Source organism: Acinetobacter rongchengensis (assembly GCF_003611475.1).
Classification (GTDB): domain Bacteria; phylum Pseudomonadota; class Gammaproteobacteria; order Pseudomonadales; family Moraxellaceae; genus Acinetobacter; species Acinetobacter rongchengensis.
In genome coordinates this window covers 1-17623 of sequence record NZ_RAXT01000060.1, presented here as the reverse complement: position 1 = coordinate 17623, position 17623 = coordinate 1, and the positions used below count along the sequence as shown (strand labels likewise).

Annotated in this window: 18 protein-coding genes; 11 read left to right on the top strand and 7 right to left on the bottom strand. The window is 37.3% G+C overall.

Annotated features, from left to right (window positions below):
* The 3 genes from D7V20_RS16645 to D7V20_RS16635 form a co-directional block, all read right to left on the bottom strand.
* On the bottom strand, window positions 1-248 hold a 248-nt coding region (locus D7V20_RS16645), incomplete at its 3' end, for an HIT family protein (RefSeq protein ID WP_120385170.1).
* 58 nt (window positions 249-306) lie between these two features.
* On the bottom strand, window positions 307-1041 hold the full coding sequence (locus D7V20_RS16640) for a dienelactone hydrolase family protein (protein WP_120385169.1): 735 nt from the start codon (window positions 1039-1041) through the stop codon (window positions 307-309).
* A 188-nt stretch (window positions 1042-1229) separates the two neighbouring features.
* Window positions 1230-1388, bottom strand: a complete 159-nt coding sequence (locus D7V20_RS16635) for a DUF1328 domain-containing protein (RefSeq protein WP_120385168.1) — start codon at window positions 1386-1388, stop codon at window positions 1230-1232.
* Between the two features lie 199 nt (window positions 1389-1587).
* Here D7V20_RS16635 and D7V20_RS16630 point away from each other — a divergent pair, with 199 nt between their 5' ends.
* The 3 genes from D7V20_RS16630 (at window position 1588) to D7V20_RS16620 (ending at window position 5994) form a co-directional block, all read left to right on the top strand.
* The gene (locus D7V20_RS16630) at window positions 1588-2040 is read left to right on the top strand and encodes a YcgN family cysteine cluster protein (RefSeq protein WP_120385167.1); all 453 of its coding nucleotides are present in this window, start codon (window positions 1588-1590) and stop codon (window positions 2038-2040) included.
* A 209-nt stretch (window positions 2041-2249) separates the two neighbouring features.
* The gene (locus D7V20_RS16625; RefSeq protein ID WP_120385166.1) at window positions 2250-3524 is read left to right on the top strand and encodes a replication-associated recombination protein A; all 1275 of its coding nucleotides are present in this window, start codon (window positions 2250-2252) and stop codon (window positions 3522-3524) included.
* Between the two features lie 118 nt (window positions 3525-3642).
* Entirely contained in the window at window positions 3643-5994 is a 2352-nt protein-coding gene (locus tag D7V20_RS16620; protein WP_120385165.1) for a glycerophosphodiester phosphodiesterase family protein, read from the top strand.
* A gap of 119 nt (window positions 5995-6113) precedes the next feature.
* Here the strand turns inward: D7V20_RS16620 and purC are convergent, their stop codons facing one another.
* From purC to dapA, 3 genes are read right to left on the bottom strand one after another with little or no spacing between them, the layout of a single operon-like run.
* Window positions 6114-6833, bottom strand: coding sequence for a phosphoribosylaminoimidazolesuccinocarboxamide synthase (gene purC, locus D7V20_RS16615; RefSeq protein WP_120385164.1), 720 nt, complete (start codon window positions 6831-6833; stop codon window positions 6114-6116).
* A 37-nt stretch (window positions 6834-6870) separates the two neighbouring features.
* The gene (locus tag D7V20_RS16610; RefSeq protein ID WP_120385163.1) at window positions 6871-7479 is read right to left on the bottom strand and encodes a lipoprotein-34 precursor (NlpB); all 609 of its coding nucleotides are present in this window, start codon (window positions 7477-7479) and stop codon (window positions 6871-6873) included.
* Between the two features lie 15 nt (window positions 7480-7494).
* Window positions 7495-8391 (bottom strand): 4-hydroxy-tetrahydrodipicolinate synthase, encoded by an 897-nt coding sequence (dapA, locus tag D7V20_RS16605; RefSeq protein ID WP_120385162.1) that lies wholly within the window; start codon window positions 8389-8391, stop codon window positions 7495-7497.
* 532 nt (window positions 8392-8923) lie between these two features.
* On the opposite strand from dapA, the gene pncA reads away from it, so the two are divergent.
* On the top strand, window positions 8924-9571 hold the full coding sequence (gene pncA / locus D7V20_RS16600) for a bifunctional nicotinamidase/pyrazinamidase (RefSeq protein WP_120385161.1): 648 nt from the start codon (window positions 8924-8926) through the stop codon (window positions 9569-9571).
* Window positions 9572-9703: 132 nt separating this feature from the next.
* On the top strand, window positions 9704-10657 hold the full coding sequence (locus D7V20_RS16595; protein ID WP_120385160.1) for a bile acid:sodium symporter family protein: 954 nt from the start codon (window positions 9704-9706) through the stop codon (window positions 10655-10657).
* Window positions 10658-10706: 49 nt separating this feature from the next.
* On the opposite strand, the gene D7V20_RS16590 is transcribed toward D7V20_RS16595, so the two are convergent.
* A complete protein-coding gene (locus D7V20_RS16590) occupies window positions 10707-11192 on the bottom strand; it encodes a DUF523 domain-containing protein (RefSeq protein WP_120385159.1) in 486 nt (161 codons plus the stop codon).
* Window positions 11193-11269: 77 nt separating this feature from the next.
* On the opposite strand from D7V20_RS16590, the gene D7V20_RS16585 reads away from it, so the two are divergent.
* From D7V20_RS16585 to gmtX, 6 genes are all read left to right on the top strand, one after another.
* The gene (locus D7V20_RS16585) at window positions 11270-11548 is read left to right on the top strand and encodes a DUF4031 domain-containing protein (protein ID WP_120385158.1); all 279 of its coding nucleotides are present in this window, start codon (window positions 11270-11272) and stop codon (window positions 11546-11548) included.
* Window positions 11549-11655: 107 nt separating this feature from the next.
* A complete protein-coding gene (locus D7V20_RS16580) occupies window positions 11656-12402 on the top strand; it encodes a pyridoxine 5'-phosphate synthase (RefSeq protein WP_120385157.1) in 747 nt (248 codons plus the stop codon).
* A gap of 19 nt (window positions 12403-12421) precedes the next feature.
* A complete protein-coding gene (locus D7V20_RS16575; protein WP_120385156.1) occupies window positions 12422-12928 on the top strand; it encodes a GNAT family N-acetyltransferase in 507 nt (168 codons plus the stop codon).
* Between the two features lie 307 nt (window positions 12929-13235).
* A complete protein-coding gene (gene gmtY / locus D7V20_RS16570; protein WP_005328421.1) occupies window positions 13236-14735 on the top strand; it encodes a gamma-mobile-trio recombinase GmtY in 1500 nt (499 codons plus the stop codon).
* Window positions 14736-14739: 4 nt separating this feature from the next.
* The gene (gene gmtZ / locus D7V20_RS16565; RefSeq protein ID WP_005328422.1) at window positions 14740-17289 is read left to right on the top strand and encodes a gamma-mobile-trio integrase GmtZ; all 2550 of its coding nucleotides are present in this window, start codon (window positions 14740-14742) and stop codon (window positions 17287-17289) included.
* 21 nt (window positions 17290-17310) lie between these two features.
* Window positions 17311-17623, top strand: a 313-nt coding sequence (gene gmtX / locus D7V20_RS16560; RefSeq protein WP_268877900.1) for a gamma-mobile-trio protein GmtX, incomplete at its 3' end; no start/stop codon positions are given.

Genomic DNA, 17623 nt, shown 5'->3' with positions numbered 1-17623 from the left:
AAAGCGATATGAAAACCTTCAGGTTGGTGACGAATTTCCAACTCATTACGTGCTAGTTCAAGTAATGTTGCCAAACTTTTACGCTCTTTTTCAGTTAAACCAAAAAACGAATCGGTATGGCGTAGAGGAATGATGACGGTATGCCCTTTAGACAACGGATTAGGTTCAGGTAAAATTGCACCAAAATCATTTTTATCGATAATATCAAATTCGTCAAATTCACAATATGGGCATTTTTTTTCAGTCATTTTACATTCCTCTTTTCAATATTATTTCAATCGATAGACGCTTAATTGTATGATGCAATTAAGCGAGTACACGATCTAATACAGCATACATTGCAGCTAAACCTTTTTGCTCTGCTTCAGCGTTATAACCTAAATCTACATTGTTGGCTTTGGCACGTTCGTCCGCAAGCGGGTTACTAAAGCCATGTTTAGCATCTTTTAGCACAATCACTTCATTGGTTATGTGGGCATTGTTCATTTCTTGTTTAAATGATTCAACATCTGCCAAAGAGACCATGCTGTCGAGTTCACCATGCAAAACGAGGACTTCAGCTTTGAATGTATCTTGTTTAGCAGCTTGCTGAGCAGATAAATTTGCGTGAAAGGTGATTGCTGCTTTTAAGTCAGCGCCTGAGCGTGCTAAATCCAAAATGACTTTACCACCATAACAGAAACCGATTGCAGCCAAACGAGTAGCATCAACTTCAGGTTGTGCTGCTAATGTTGTTAAACCTGCATTGGCACGTTCAACGATAGTATTTTCCTGAAAAGTTTGTGTCATCCACTCATTGGCTTGAGCTGCTTGAACGGTTGTTTTTTTATCCCCATACATATCAATTGCGAGTGCTGCGAAACCATGTTCGGCGAGTTCATGAGTACGTTGCTCTGTGTATTCATTACGACCCCACCATTCTGGGCCAACGATGATGCCTGCAACAGGTTCTACAGATTCAGGTGCAGCAAAATAACCAATGAGTGTTGAACCATCAGCAGCTGTATAGGTTATTTCACGAGTTTTGATTGCGGCAACCATCTGTTCAATCCTTCTTTGTTTGCGAGAATGCAATTGATTAAAACACAAATTAGAAGGATTCAAATGAATAATTTTTTAAAAATGAGGATTGAAATGTGAGAATTTATGAAAGGTCCAATAGCAAAAAGAAGGACCTAAATCCTTCTTTTACTATTGTTGTTTTAATGCACATGACGAGTCTAAGTAAACTAAGCTTTCCCTCTAGAAATAAAGCCGACAATGGCCAAAATCACAGCAACAACTAAGAGGATAACAGCAAAGTCTTTGGACATACCTGCAACGCCTCCAAAGCCAAACAAACTTGCAACCAGTGCAATCACTGCAAAGATAATCGCCCAACGAAACATGATTTGATCTCCGTATTGTTTTTATCGAATTTCAGTATATGCATGTTTTTTCGACAAATGTGTTTTGTTATGTGGCCTAAATGTGAATAAATCAACGATATGTAGCAGGTCTGTTATGTTTTTACGTTGTTGATGTCACAGTGAGTACGTCTAAAACTGTTATAATAATTCAAATCTTAGATGAACAACTTTTGATTGTATGACTCTCGACCTACGTCCCCAATTTTGGAAAAAGTATTCACTTGATGAAATGAATCAAGCAGAATGGGAAGCATTGTGTGATGGTTGTGGTTTGTGCTGTTTAGTCAAATTGGAAGATGATGAAACCCATGAAGTTGCTTATACCAAAGTGTCATGCAAATTGTTGGATTGTAAAACGGCACGTTGTTCAGATTATCCAAATCGGTTAGCGCATGTGCCTGATTGTATTCAATTGACACTTGAAAAATTACAAAGCATTCATTGGCTACCTTCTAGTTGCGCCTATCGCCGTTTAAATGAAGCTAAACCTTTGCCTACTTGGCACTATCTCAATACAGGTTCAAGAAATAGTGTTATTGAAGCAAGAAAATCTGCAGCAGGGCGGTGTATTTCTGAAGTGGAAATAGATGAAGACGAGATTGAAGATTATATTGTGCGCTGGGTTAGATAAATATTTGCTAGTTTTTTTATGTATTCTATTAAATCGGTCGTATAGAGAACAGGATAGGATAAATTTTTAAACCATATCAGCAGCATGCATCAGTTATTCGTTATGTATGGATCAATGTTTGCATCCATTCATTATTTTCAATATCCAGTTGTAATATTGTCCATTTTCCATAGTAGACTAGAGCTAGAATTCAGCGATTAAAAAGAAGTATGTCAGATACCCAAATTCCACTTCCAGAACGTCTTCGTCCACGCGACTTGGCTGAAATTATCGGGCAAGATCATTTGCTTGGTGAAAATGCGCCGTTACGTCAAATGATTGATCAAGGACATTTACCTTCAATTATTTTTTGGGGGCCGCCTGGTGTTGGAAAAACTACAATTGCTTTACTCTTGGCGCAAGCGGTGGATCGTCCGTTTGTGAGTTTATCGGCACTGAATACGGGTGTTAAAGAACTTCGTGAAGTGATTGCTGAAAGTGGTGATTTACTGACACCTGTGGTTTTTATTGATGAAATTCATCGCTTTAATAAGTCACAACAAGATGCGCTATTAAACGCTGTCGAAAAAGGCAAAATTACGCTGATTGGTGCGACCACAGAAAATCCATCTTTTGAAGTGAATAGTGCATTATTGTCACGTTGTCAGGTTTATACCCTACACGCACTGAGCAATGAAGCGATTCAAGATCTAATTCTGCGCGCGATTCAACAAGATAAATTTTTAAAAGAGCGTCATATTCAGATTGAAGAGTTTGATGCATTGGTTCAGTTTGCTGCTGGTGATGCACGTAAAGCTTTAAATTTAATTGATTTAATAGCCAGTACTTTTGAAGCAGATGTTGAAAATATTGTCAGCAATGCGATTGTGGTTAAAGTTGCACAGCAGAATATAGCCCGTTATGACAAATCGGGCGAACAACACTATGACTTGGTATCTGCTTTTATAAAATCCATTCGTGGAAGTGATCCCGATGCCGCCTTGTATTGGATGGCGCGGATGTTAAAAGGTGGTGAAGATCCAGTCTTTATTGCGCGTCGTATGTTGATTGCAGCCTCAGAAGATATTGGAAATTCAAATCCAAATGCTCTGCTTCTTGCAGGCGAATGTTTCCGTTCAGTACAAGCGATTGGTATGCCTGAATGTCGAATCATTCTTGGACAATGTGCAGTCTATCTTGCAACCAGTGCTAAAAGTAACAGTACTTATTTGGCGATTAATAAGGCATTAGAATTAGCGGAGAAAACCGCTAATCTTCCTGTACCGTTACATTTACGCAATGCGCCTACCAAACTGATGAAAGAACAAGGTTATGGTGTAGATTATCTCTATCCACATCATTATCCTGAGCATTTTGTACTTCAGGACTATTTACCACCTGAACTCAAAGGTACGAAATTATACGAATCTGCTCGCAATAAACGTGAAGTTGAAGGAGAGCGTTTACAGCAACGCCGTTGGCAACAAGAACAGCAACAACAGTAAGTATTCACGTTAATTTATGGATAAAGCCGATTCTAAATAACGGTGCTCAGTCTCGGAAAAATTTAGAACTGGGCTTTTATCTTTTGGAAATCGATAGCCAATCATTAAGAATTTGTTTATGAAATTATCTGCCTTATCACTTACTTTATTTAGTGTCCTTCCGATTGTCGGTCATGCAGAAATTTCTACTAAAATTACGACAAAAGCACAGACTCAAAACATTTCAACGTCTCAATTAAACGTGCTTTATCAGCAAGATTTCACACAACAAAAGACCATTCCTCAAGGTTGGCGTATTCCTGGGAATAATGCGGGCAATGTGTATGTGGAAAATGGCGTCCTGAATCTTGATGGTCGGGCCAATGCGATGCAAACCACGTCAATTTTGTTACCACAAAATTTAGAAAAGCAGCAAAATTATCGAATTGATTTAGAGTTTAGTTTGGATCAACCTGTCAACCAATCACGTTGGGGTAGTGTGATTTATGATGTGACAGAAGCTCAAGGTGTCATACCAAGTCGCTATTATCAATTTACCCTACGAGCAGATGCGACCAAGCCAAATGGAACAGAATTTGGTCGCCGTAAAGCCAATGGTCAGTGGGAGGTGCTTGAAACAAAAGCATTTTCTGAGAATATAAAACCACATCAATGGTATAAAGCCAGTATTGTGGTATCAGGGCAACGTGTACAGCACTATTTGAATCAGCAGTTAATGCAAGATGTTGAATTGGAACAGCTTGCAACCAAAGGCGGTATTGGTTTATCCGCAGCAGGTGTTATTTTAAAAGTTAAGAATATTCAAGTATCCGAACAACTAGTAGCTCTGCCCAATTTGCAAAATAAAGTCACTCAAGTTCAGGAAATTCAAACGAATGTTGCTTTAGCACCGACCATTATTCAAAAAATTGAAAATAGCAGTTCATCATTCAGTTCAGCCAATCAGTTGTATTATCAACTCGATGCTCAGCTTAATTTATTCAATCAGAATGGCCAAAATGTAGGCTCTTTACAGCAATATTTAGCTCAACCTCAGCGTAATACCATTGCGGTACTGGAGATTAAAGAACCCAAAACACTGGAAGCGTTGAAAATTCTGGCAAATACTCAAGATATTAGTGACATTACCTTATTATCAAAAAGTGATGCTTTGCTCAAAACAGCACATCAAATCATACCTACCGTACGGACAGCTTTAGATTTTAGTGCTGAAAAACTAAAGGATAACCGCCAAAGCCTCGCTGAAATTATACGCCGTAGCAATCAGGCTTATGCTCGAATTGTGGTTTTACCACAGACTTTGGCCAATAAAGACAGTATTCGCTTTATTCAGCAGCATTTAATGACGGTTTGGCTGGGTACATCTGCAACACAACCGCAACAGGTCGCGCAAATTTTAACTGCGGGTGCGAATGGCATCATTACAACGCAAAGTAGCTTATTCAGTCGTATTTTAAAACAATTTCCGAAAAATACTTTATTGCGTAAACCATTGATTATTGGGCATCGTGGTGTGCCAAGTCTAGAAGATGAAAACACCTTAGAAAGTGCGAAACATGCGGTAGCATTAGGTGCTGATATTGTTGAAAATGATATTTATCTGACGAAAGATCAACAACTTGTTGTCATGCATGATCTAACAGTTGATCGAACAACGACAGCGACGGGTAAAATTGAGGAGATGACACTTGCTCAAGTTCAACAACTCAAATCAAAGAATAAAGGATATAAAATCCCTACACTTGTGGAATACTTTGCAACATTTAAAAATAATCCGAATTTTGTACTAATGATCGAAATGAAGAGTGCTAATCCACAATTGGTACCCAAAATGCAGGATGAAATCAAAAAGTACCAAGTTGAAAATCAGGTGGTGACCACTTCATTTAATGTCGATCAAGTTGCTCATGCCCAAACATTATTGTCCAATATTCCACGGGGATTATTGGTGGGTACAATGCCGAAAAACCACAATAGTTTGGTGAATGCCAAACAAATTAATGCAGATGTTCAAACATATAATTCATCCTATAACCCTGCTTATCGTGCTGATTTAATTGAGTTGTTAGAAATAACAAAGCATCGCGGTATTAGTTTTTGGCCGTGGGCATTGAATGATGAAACATTTAAAAAATTATATCTTGCAGGTAGTTATGGCATAACCACTAACTCAGCGCAGCTTTATTCAGCTTATGTGGTTGATGTTCAAGTACCTGAAACAGTCAAGATACAAGTGAATCAACCTGTACAAGTCACTGCCCAATTGACTCAACAGGATCGAACTCAATTTAAGCAAGTGATCACTGATTTTATGGTTCTATCAGGTGCTCCACAGCATGAATTTAAAAATGGTCAGTTGATTTTTTCTGAAAAGGGCACAGCTTATGTGTTAGCAGGCTATAAATATCAGATAGATTCGCAGAATTTCTATCAAATTTTTTCAGCACCGATGAAAATAGTGGTGAAATAATTTTCAATTTTGCCTTGTTCTGCTACGTTTAAATACAGACCGAATACCGATCCTAATAAATCTTTAAAATAAAAAACCGAGCGCTAAGGCTCGGTTATTTGAAGATTCAGTATCTGTAATTAGATATCTGAAAGATCTACCCCAATACGAGTAGCAACTTCTTCATAAGCTTCAACAACACCGCCTAGGCCTTGACGGAAACGGTCTTTGTCGAGTTTTTTCTTGGTGTCTTTGTCCCATAAACGACAACCGTCTGGAGAGAACTCATCGCCCAATACGATACGGTCATGGAATACACCAAATTCAAGTTTGAAATCAACAAGTAACATGTTGCCTTGAGAGAATAAATCTTTCAGTACAACGTTTACTTTTTGAGTCAATTCTTTCATTTGCGCCAATTGTTCAGCAGTCGCCCAACCTAAAGCAATCGCTTGAGATTCGTTGACCATTGGATCGCCCAAAGCGTCATCTTTGAAGAACAATTCGAAGGTTGGTGGAACAAGTTCTAAGCCTTCTTCTACACCTAAACGACGGCATAATGAACCTGCAGCGTAGTTACGCATAACACATTCAACAGGAATCATTTTTAATTTTTTAACTAAAACTTCAGTTGGCGAAAGCAATTCTTCAAAATGAGTTTCAATACCAGCAGCGGCCAATTTTTCCATGATAAAGGCATTAAAACGGTTATTCACCTTACCTTTGCGATCAAGTTGCTCTATTTTTTCGCCATTAAATGCTGATGCATCATCACGGAAAACGAGAATTAGATGATCTGCGCTATCTGTTTCATAAACGGATTTCGCTTTACCAGTATAGAGCAAGGTTTGTTTTAACATGGGGGAACCTTTTGCAAGTAAAAATTGCCTAGAACGACTAGGCTGGCCAGTTTTGGTAAATCTGGGATAACAATTCTGCAGCTTTTTCTTTATCTGCAAAACTGTTGTCAGGATTGAGCAGAGCAAGCGTATTGCTTGATCCTACTGAGTTGAGTTTTAAAATATAAGTTTGATTGTCGACCTTCAAAGTTGTTTCAAAACCACTTTTACTTTGACTATTGGCTTTAATATTTAAACTACTCAGTGTGGCAAGTGTGTACTGCCAAATTGTAGCAGAATTTCCATCAATTTTAATCAATGGATTGCCATTTCCATCAGTTAAAAGTTGCGGACGACCTACACTTTCGTTCGGCGCCGAACTTTCATCTGTTGAGGTATTCACTTGAGCGCTTTCAGGGCGTGGCACTTCATAACGGTTACCACGTTTATTTTCAAACTTAGGCGCATGTTGAATCGCTTGAGGATCAACAATAGGGGCTGGATACAAAGGCGCAGCAGGTCTAACCATTGTACCTTCAGGGTAATTAAGTGGCTCTATAGTGGTCGTATTTTTATAATCTAAAGAACCATTGCTGATTCCAAGTGAACTACAACCCGCCAAACTTAAAGCTGAAAGGGCAAGAGTTAAACCTAAACGTAATTGCATAATACTAAGCTCTGATTAAATGATACCCACTGCTTTAAGTTCTTCACGCAGTGGCGTACGGTATTGTTCTGCAAGTGGCGTTAATGGTAAGCGAATGCCAGTACCAATTAATTCCATTTCATGGAGTGCCCATTTGACTGGAATTGGGTTGGATTCACAAAATAGAATATTGTTTAATTTTGCAACTTGACTGTCTTTGGCCTGAGCAATATCAGTTTGCCCAGCCAAAGCAGCGGCACAAAGTTCACTCATAATTTTGGGTGCAATGTTCGCTGTTACAGAGATGTTGCCTTGTGCGCCTAAAGCAATTAATTGGCATGCAGTTTCATCATCACCTGAATAAACTGCCATGTTTTTGCCTTTTAAGCCATCGATCAGTTCTTTACCACGTGGGACATCACCAGTCGCATCTTTGATACCGACAATATTTGCAATATCTGCTAGACGAATTGCTGTGTCGTTGTGCATATCTACACCAGTACGACCTGGGACATTATAAAGAATGATCGGTAAATCAACTGCTTCAGCGACAGCTTTATAATGTTGAAATAAGCCTTCTTGTGTGGGTTTGTTATAATAAGGCGTAACGAGTAGTGCTGCGTCAGCACCCAGCTGTTTTGCTTCTTTGGTGAGCTCAATCGCTTCGTGTGTTGAGTTTGCACCAGTACCAGCAATAATTGGAATACGTTTATTGGCTACACGGATAATTTCTTTAATGACTTGTGTGTGTTCTGCCAAAGTCAGTGTCGATGCTTCACCAGTTGTACCGACAGCAACAATACTATTAGTGCCTTGTTCTATGTGCCACTCAACGAGCTTCTCGAGACCCTTCCAATCTACGCTGCCATCTTCGAACATAGGGGTGACGATTGCGACAATTGAGCCTTGAATGATCTGTGCTTGCTGAGTCATTTTGAAAAAATATCCTATTTTTCCATCTACAGTTTACGTTATGTAAAAATAATATGTAGGTGGTTGCAGTATTTTGATTTGAGCGAGAAACAATCATTTTAGAGATTGAGTAATGCTTATGCAAATTATGACTGATTCAGCGAGTGAGAACAATACGATTTATTCAAAGCTAGAGAAATCTTTATAAAAAGAAACAAATAGATTTTAACGCATTTGAATATAGCGCAATTCATTCCAATATTTTTCTTACTGAATGAAGGGTTAGAAGGTATTTTTAGGGGAACAAAGCCAGTTGTGATTATGCTACCTAATGTAAGCCATAACGGCTTCATTCTTTTGATTATGTTAGCTGTATCAGCACTTCTAATGTTACTGTGATGTTATTCAAAGCACTGAAAAACGATTCAATACTTTGATTATGTTTGGTTGCTCGCAATTTGAGGCTTTTTTATTGTATGTTGGGTCATATAGGATTTTTATTTTTATCATTAAGATCTTTACGTGGGATTTAATTTAAAAGGGAATTGGGGAAATGTTGCAATCTGAGCGTAGTGTTTTAATTGTTGTTGATGTGCAAAATGGTTTTACATCTGGTGGAAATCTAGCAGTTGCAAATGCAGAACAGATTATTCCGACCATTAACCAATTGGCACAGCATTTTGAAAATATTATCCTGACTCAAGATTGGCATCCTACAAACCATATTTCTTTTGCTGAAAATCATCCCAATAAAAAGCCATATGACACGATTCGATTAAATTACGGCATGCAAGTATTGTGGCCATCGCATTGTGTGCAAGGCTCAAAAGATGCTGAATTTCACCCTGATTTAAATATTCCAACAGCACAAATGATTATTCGTAAAGGCTTTCATTCTCAAATAGATAGTTATTCGGCCTTTATGGAAGCGGATCATCAAACCACGACAGGCTTAGCGGGTTATCTCAAGGAACGTGGCATAGATACTGTATTTATCGTTGGCATTGCAACGGATTTTTGTGTGGCTTGGACAGCGATGGATGCAGCAAAATTAGGCTTTAAGACCTTTGTGATTTCAGATGCGACTAAAGCGATTGACGTACATGGTTCATTACAACATGCATGGCAAGACATGCTCGCAGCAGGTGTGAAGCGAGTGGTCGCAAATCAAATTTTAAATGCGCCTGATATTACACAATAATGATTAGAAATGATTGAATCATCATGCATTGATGAAATTGGAGTAAGCACATGATGTATTTATTCACATGTACCCAATTGATAATCGCAAAAAATGGTAATTGCAAAAAGGTCTGTATAGGTAGTAAACACAATGTCTGCAATGTTACGGTTTAGCCTGTTCGTACAAAAAACGTTTGCCTTTTGGGTGGTATTTTTTGCTTTTATCGCACTGTGTTTTCCACCTGCCTTTGTATGGATGAAAGCTTATATTCCATGGGTTTTGGGGATTATCATGCTGGGAATGGGGATGACCATGACCGTGGATGATTTCAAAGGCGTATTGCAAAATCCAAAAGCTGTTGTGATCGGTGTGCTTGCTCAATTTGTGATTATGCCCGGACTGGCTTATTTACTCTGTCAACTTTTTCAGTTACCTGCCGAAATTGCGATTGGTGTGATTCTGGTGGGATGTTGTCCTGGTGGAACAGCATCCAATGTGATTGCTTATATGGCCAAAGCAAATACAGCTTTATCGGTTGCATGTACCACGGTTTCTACTTTTTTAGCACCGATTTTAACACCAGCTATTTTTTATGTGCTTGCCAGCCAATGGATTCCGATCGATGCTGGATCGATGTTTATCAACATTCTGAAAGTGGTTATTTTCCCAATCATCATTGGTGTTGTGCTCAGAAGTTTGTTTAAGCAAAAAACAGAACAGTATATTCAGATTATGCCGCTGATTTCAGTGATTGCTATTGTTGTGATTGTTGCTGCAATTATTGCAGCCAGTAAGGCTGCTATTATGCAGTCAGGTCTGCTGATTCTCGCTGTCGTGATACTTCACAATGGTTTAGGGTTTTTCTTAGGATATTGGGCAAGCCGATTATTTAATTTGTCTTATCCAGATGCTAAAGCGGTGTCGATTGAAGTTGGTATGCAAAATTCAGGTTTAGGGGTAACTTTGGCGGCCATTCATTTTGCGGCTTCACCGATCACTGCTGTGCCAAGTGCAATTTTTAGTTTATGGCACAATATTTCTGGGCCAGCTTTGGCAACGTATTGGGCAGCAAAAGCGGATAAAATGTCTAAAAATAACCAATAAAATAAGTTGTTTATCAAATCGATATTTTTTAGAGTGCTTAGGCGCTCTTTTATTTTGGCATGATGGGTAAAGGCTGTAATTGTTGTAAGAATGCTTCTTCAGTCATCACTTTAAATCCATGTTGTTCAAGTAAAGCTGCTGTCACACCCTTTCCTGCAATTTTCTGATTGGAGAACGTACCATCATAGATCATGTGTGAACCACAAGAAGGACTATTGGCTTTGAGAATGACATGAGTGACTTGATGTTGTTGAGCAAGCTTTAAGGTTTTTTCAGCGCCTAAAATAAATTCATTGGTTACATCAAACCCTTGCAGATCCATAACCTTGGCTTGGCCTTGTAATACGGCAAAGCCATCACCATTAATGATTTCAGCAGGCTGTCGAGGAGTAGATAATCCACCGGCAATTTCAGGGCAAATGACCACCGCTTGATGTGTATCAAGTAACTGTTTAAGTTTGAGCTGTAAACAGCTTTTTGCATCATAACGGACATTTTGCCCAACAAGACAGGCACTAATCAGGTACTTATTCATGGGGTTTGGCAACAAAGGCTGAATATGTTCAAATCATAAGCACAGTATAGTTATATATTGGATCTTAGGGTGTTTTTATGGCAATTTATGTGGATCGAGCAAAAGTTCCATTTAAGGGTAAACAGTGGTGCCATTTGATGGCAGACAGCCTTGAAGAATTGCATACTTTTGCAAAAGCGGTAGGGATTGATTCGAGATTATTTCACCGTTCGGCTTCTTATCCACATTATGATATTACCTTAGAAATGCGTATTTTAGTGATTGCTTATGGTGCTATCGATGCAGATCGTAGAACAATTATTATGTGTGGCAGAAAGTTGAAAATGCAGTTGATTGCATTAGAGCAAGATCAGTAAATATCTTATCTATAATAATAAGCCGTGCTTTGTGGTAAATATAAAACAACATATGTATAAATGAATGTGTAGCAAATAATATTCTTGAATGGAGACAGAAAAATAAAATGACCAGACTCAGTATTAATGTGAATAAGATTGCGCTCATTCGAAATTCTAGAGGGACTAATTTTCCAAATTTAGAGGATTTTGTAGAAAATTTATTGAGGTTGGGTGTTAAAGGTATAACGATTCATCCAAGACCTGACCAACGTCATATTCGGTATGATGATGTCTATCAAATTTCTAAGATAATCAAACAGCATGCTGATGTAGAGCTGAATATTGAAGGATATCCAGATCGTAAATTTATCGATCTAATCAAAGCAGTTGTACCAGAGCAATGCACCTTAGTCCCAGATTCACCAACACAGTTAACTTCAGATCATGGATGGGATTTGAAAGATCCTACCTTTCTACAATCTGTGATACAAGAGCTCAGCAATGTTCCTTCAAGATTGGCATTATTTATTGAGCCCAATAAAGAAGATGTGATTTTGGTTAAACAGCTTGGAGCTGATGCTGTTGAAATATATACAGAATACTATGCAAGTCGCACTCAACAAGATGAAATAAACTTGGCGATCCAATCGATTTCAGAGGCTTGTATTGCGGCTGAAAATGTAGGATTAGTCGTTAATGCAGGCCATGATTTGAATTTAGATAACTTAGAAAGGTTATTAAACCATTGCAATATCAGTGAAGTATCGATTGGGCATGCATTTACAGTTGAATGTATACATTACGGGATAAATGAAGTGATTCAACGTTATCTTGCAATGTGTGAAAAACGTGGAGCGACGGGTTGGCAATAGTGTTTAGGATCATGATGAAATGAGTCAAAGCTTGAATGATTTAGCGGTTCGTCTTACGGTTGAAGAGGATTGGGGAATTCTTAAAACTGTGCGTTTAGCATCTCTACTCGATAGCCCAGATGCTTTTGCTATCACTTATGCTATTGCGGAGAAATATAGCGAGTCACAATGGCGTGATCGTGCATCACATAAGATGCAATATCAATATATTTTAGCAATTCAAGGGACTCGGGCGGTAGGCATTGTCGGTGGAACATTCAACGCTAAACTTGAGTTTAATTTGATTGCGATGTGGGTTAATCCTGAGTTTCGTGGCAGTGGTATTGCAGATTTGCTCATTTCTGCGATTAAAAACTTAGCAGTTTCCAAAGGGCATACGAGGATTGTATTGAGTGTGTCTCCCGATAATTCGCGAGCAGTGCGTTTATACTCCCGACATGGTTTCATCTTTATACCCGAATGGGAATCTGTCGCGCTGAGTTCAGGGCAAAGAAATCAAAAAATGGAATGTTCAGTATTGTTTTAATGTCTGATTCTATATCTTGTCGGTGGCAATCTGTTTTTTTCATTTTGAATTGATTTTATATCAACTGCAGAGTTCGCCATAAAAAAATCCACACATCATGCTGTTTAGAGCATAGCTTGTGTGGATTTTTTGAGCAATTAAGTATTACACTTTATTACTCAGTATGAGACTTTATATATACCTAGTGAAATCATATAATCAAACCTAATCAAAAGAGATCTGTTCTTAACAAAACAGATCTTTTTTTGTCCAAAATAAAAGGTATATTCCAAGTGAAACTATAATCAAATAATCTAAGGACAATACAATGGACTTGGTTAGATTAAATGCGAAAGTCTATAGAAGTAAAACAGGTGTCTACACTGAAATTCCAGTACTTTTAACAGAGTATGGGGTCATAGACTCCTTTGTTGAGTTTTTCCTTGATCATAGTCATATACGTAGTAGAAGCTGGATGGAGAAACACATAACAGCAATAAAATTATTTTTAAATTTTTTAGAAGTAAACTTTCAAACTCTCAATACCCCAAAAGAATTATTCAAAGTTTTTGTTCAACAACTATACACTGGCAGTATTGGTTTAGATGGATTTGATCCATCTAAACTTTATTGGAAACCTAGAAAAATTTCGACAGCAAATAGTCTGATTAATTCATTAACAGATTATTTTGATTGGATTTCAGAAAACAAAAATCTTGAAAGCATTAACCCCTCGATACCTAGCAGTACCTATGAAGAAAAGTTATTTTGGGGTGCATGGCATCATAAGCATAATCGTTCCTTTTTAGCACATACTTGGGATAAAAATGCCGCACAAGCCCTTTCTAAAAGGACTAGATTTTCGAAACGAACTCGCAACCTATCCTCACACCTAGATCCTGTGAAATTCTTTCCTGATCAATATTTCACTCAATTATTGTTTGAAGGATTTACAAATTATGGAAATGAACAATCATTATCAGTTTTCGAAAAACTAAATATTAGAGATATTTTAATTACATTACTGCTCAATGGCGGTGGTTTAAGAACTAGTGAACCATTCCACCTATATTTATCAGATGTAACTTTAGATCCAATTTTATACAGAGAAAAACATATCGAAACTGCTCTTGTAAGAATCTATCACCCCTCAGAAGGAACTGCACCAGAAGATTGGAGCAATACTAGTGGCAAGGTACAAAGAACACATAGAGAAAGTTATCTCAAAGGCAAATTTGGTCTATTACCACGTAATAAAGTCAGTGACAGAACCTATAGAGCAGGATGGAAAATTCGTAAACTAGATAGCGAAAAAGAAAAATTTATAACAGTGCAATGGTTTCCTCAAATTTATGGACAATTATTTTATAAGTTATGGAAATTGTATCTAGTACAAATAAGAGAGATTGAAAAAAATCATCCATTCGCTTTTATCACATTATCAGGAGAAACAATTGGTTCACCTTTATCAATTTCAGCCTACTATCAAAATCATGCTAATGCAGTTAAAAAAATTGGACTAGCATCAGCAAAAAATAATGGCACTAGCCCACATGGTCATAGACATGCATATGGTCAAAGACTTAAAGATGCCAATATAGATCCAATTATTAGAAGAAATGCCTTGCATCATGCAAGCCTAGAATCACAACTTGTTTATTGTGAACCGCAAGTTGAACAGGTCTCAAAAATTTTAAACTCAATCGAAGATAATATTGCTTCAAGTAAAGCATCAGATCCGAATATTAAAGTGTTTTTAGAAAACTGCTTCAATGATGTAGATCCTACTGAATTATTGTCAGGACAATCATGGTTATTAAAAGGATAATAACATGGGAAAATTACATGCAAGGGGTAATGGCATTACAGAAGATATCGACTTTAATTGGTTATATCAAATGTATGGCATCGAATATAAAAACTGGAGCATACTGGCACAGAGATGGTTGAAGCTGCAACCTAAAGCCCTTTCAAGTAGAAGAAATTCACTCAGTCGTTTTTTTCGCTCCTTTCTAGTCCCATTAAAATTACCAACTAACCCGTTAATTTTCTTCGATCGTAATACAAATATTCCTGACTTTTTTGAGGAATGCATTCATCCAAGCCAAGATGACCAAATCTCTATTGCTCATAGACAAGCAGTAACCTACAACAATTATGTCCGTGAATTTTTAGACTTTTCTTTACAAGAATTAGTCGGAATTGAAGATGATTTTGATCACAACACAATTCCTAATCAATATAGAAATCCGTTAAAGAAAAAAACTCGTTCGGGCATAACGGTTTCAGAAACTATAAGAAACCCCTTACCTTATAACTATATTCAAGAATTACGAGAAGTTATTTGCCCTGCTGAAGCGATCAGTTTCAAGGATTGGAAATGGGCGCAAGAGGCTGGTGATGCGATAAGTTTAGGTAAATCTGGTGGTGACTGGTACGAGGTAACTTCTGAGAATATTAATTTCGAAGATCCTAATTGTGTATGGCGTAAACGTATTATTCCCAAAGGAAAAATGTACCAAGGTTTAAAATTATATAAAGATCGATCAGTCCTAGAGATGTGGTGTCCTGCTAATGCTGTTGCCTTATATGTAAAATTAGAATTACCACTGAGAACCTCTCAAGTTCGTTGGCTTGATTCAGGAGAAGCTGATTTATGGCGTTACGAAAATGGCAATTGGATACTTAATATACACCATCTAGCTCCAGTAACTAAAATAGAGCGAGCCAATTACTCTATAGGTCGTGGAGTATTTAGAAAAGTTTCTGATCTTCAAAATAATTCAACGTCTCTATTCATCAATACAAATAAGACAGCGGATGTTTATAAAGATGGGATGTCAAAAGGATATACAATTCCGTGGCAGCACGAACGTGTCCTAAAGTGGCTAGAAGCTCTACGTAATTGGCAAGAAAAATATAATCCCATTGATCGCCCAACGAGATGGACTGAATTGAAACGGAAAAATCTTGGCGATTTAAAAAGTGAACAACAATTAAAAGAAATGCCTCCAACTTGCTTTTTATTTAGAAATAGAGCTGTTGAACTAAGTGAAGATTTTGCATTTCCTGTTTCAGACAAAGATGTTATGCGTTTATGGTTCAAATTATTAAAGAATCTTGAACAACGATGCTTTAATCGTGGTGAGACCTTAACAAACGGAGAGCCAATTCAATTTGTCAAACCAAGCCAAGGTGTTTTTACCAACTACACTACAACATTCTTTCCTCTGCACTCTCTAAGAGTGTCATTAATTACGAGTTTTGCTCTTGAAGGCGGTGTACCTATTCCAATCCTTTCTAAGCTCGTTGCTGGTCATAGTCGAATCATCATGACTTTGTATTACACAAAGGTTGGACAAGCCTATATGCAAAAAGTTATGAATGAAGCAGAATCAAAACTAGAACTCACATCAAAAGAAAAATTTAAAGAGTTTCTTATCAATTCAGAATATGAACAAATCAAAAATTCGGTAGCTTTCCAGGATATTTCCTCTCTAAATGCGATTGCCTCTAAAACAGAAGTAAGTTGGCAAATGATGGATCGAGGTATTTGCCCCGTTGGATGTCAAGGATGTGAAAATGGAGGGGAACAATTCGCTAAACTTGGAAATGCTCCTATTAGTTATAGCCCAGTAGCTCGTGATTTTCAGGGAAACTCCAAAAATTGTGTTCGTTGCAGATGGTTTATTACGGGACCTGCTTTTCTACCCAGTTTAATTGTTCATTTTAATAATCTAAGTTATGAATCAAGTTGTTCTTCAGATCGATATAGAAAGTTCGAGTCTGAGCTTGAAGAACTAAAACTAAAAAAATTTACTTCTGAAGATCGAAAAGAAATCTTTTATGATGAACAAAAATTAAAAAATGCTGAATTTCAATATGAAAGAGAAGCAACAAAAATAGATTCAATAATGAATGATATGCATGCGAGCTACAAACTAATTTCTCAGTGTATTCAGATTATGAATCAAAATTCTGATAAAAAAATTCAATTGATTGGCAACCAATTACCAGAAGATATCACCATCAATACTGAAGAAGTAAGTGAGTTTTCACAATTAGAAATTATTTGTAGACATGCTGAATTTTACCCATCCTATGATGCAACCAAAGCAGCTCTTAAGCGTGGGCAAGCGATTGATTTAATGCTTAAGGCTAATCAACAAGATCCTATTCTTTTATATTTATCGGAAGAGGAACAATTGAAAGTTGGAAATCAAATTATGATTTTAATTGAAAATAGAGTTGGGTCATTTGAGGGTGCAATCAGATTCATCGAGAGTCAAGGCAAATTATCAGAAATCAATCTTCTTGATATTCAAAGGCTAGCTCTCGATTCAACTAGTCCAAAACATATTCAAATTAAAACTATTTCATAATTACACTAGAGGCTATTCGCTATGGAAATAGAGCAATTTTTTGAAAATCTTATGAATGAGGCTAGTTCAAGAAAACAAGCATCGCTTCGTATTATAAATAATATATGCAATGAGCAAATATTAAGAAATAGCCCTGACTTTTCTATCGCAACTATTGGGAAAATTTCCAAATTACAGGGAGGGCCTTCTGAACAAGCCATAAGAAACAAAAATGGTGAAGCCTATCGCTTACTCATATGCGCTTGGTCTAATAAATCTAAACAGAAGAATAAATCCATTTCCAAACCTGATAACTTTGACCTTTTACAACACATCCAAAATCCATCTATCAGAG

Excerpts from the sequence above, each read along its gene's own strand:
- D7V20_RS16640 (WP_120385169.1), bottom strand. The coding sequence starts at position 1,041 with ATGGTTGCCGCAATCAAAACTCGTGAAATAACCTATACAGCTGCTGAT.
- D7V20_RS16635 (WP_120385168.1), bottom strand. The coding sequence starts at position 1,388 with ATGTTTCGTTGGGCGATTATCTTTGCAGTGATTGCACTGGTTGCAAGT.
- D7V20_RS16630 (WP_120385167.1), top strand. The coding sequence starts at position 1,588 with ATGACTCTCGACCTACGTCCCCAATTTTGGAAAAAGTATTCACTTGAT.
- D7V20_RS16625 (WP_120385166.1), top strand. The coding sequence starts at position 2,250 with ATGTCAGATACCCAAATTCCACTTCCAGAACGTCTTCGTCCACGCGAC.
- D7V20_RS16620 (WP_120385165.1), top strand. The coding sequence starts at position 3,643 with ATGAAATTATCTGCCTTATCACTTACTTTATTTAGTGTCCTTCCGATT.
- purC (WP_120385164.1), bottom strand. The coding sequence starts at position 6,833 with ATGTTAAAACAAACCTTGCTCTATACTGGTAAAGCGAAATCCGTTTAT.
- D7V20_RS16610 (WP_120385163.1), bottom strand. The coding sequence starts at position 7,479 with ATGCAATTACGTTTAGGTTTAACTCTTGCCCTTTCAGCTTTAAGTTTG.
- dapA (WP_120385162.1), bottom strand. The coding sequence starts at position 8,391 with ATGACTCAGCAAGCACAGATCATTCAAGGCTCAATTGTCGCAATCGTC.
- pncA (WP_120385161.1), top strand. The coding sequence starts at position 8,924 with ATGTTGCAATCTGAGCGTAGTGTTTTAATTGTTGTTGATGTGCAAAAT.
- D7V20_RS16595 (WP_120385160.1), top strand. The coding sequence starts at position 9,704 with ATGTCTGCAATGTTACGGTTTAGCCTGTTCGTACAAAAAACGTTTGCC.
- D7V20_RS16590 (WP_120385159.1), bottom strand. The coding sequence starts at position 11,192 with ATGAATAAGTACCTGATTAGTGCCTGTCTTGTTGGGCAAAATGTCCGT.
- D7V20_RS16585 (WP_120385158.1), top strand. The coding sequence starts at position 11,270 with ATGGCAATTTATGTGGATCGAGCAAAAGTTCCATTTAAGGGTAAACAG.
- D7V20_RS16580 (WP_120385157.1), top strand. The coding sequence starts at position 11,656 with ATGACCAGACTCAGTATTAATGTGAATAAGATTGCGCTCATTCGAAAT.
- D7V20_RS16575 (WP_120385156.1), top strand. The coding sequence starts at position 12,422 with ATGAGTCAAAGCTTGAATGATTTAGCGGTTCGTCTTACGGTTGAAGAG.
- gmtY (WP_005328421.1), top strand. The coding sequence starts at position 13,236 with ATGGACTTGGTTAGATTAAATGCGAAAGTCTATAGAAGTAAAACAGGT.
- gmtZ (WP_005328422.1), top strand. The coding sequence starts at position 14,740 with ATGGGAAAATTACATGCAAGGGGTAATGGCATTACAGAAGATATCGAC.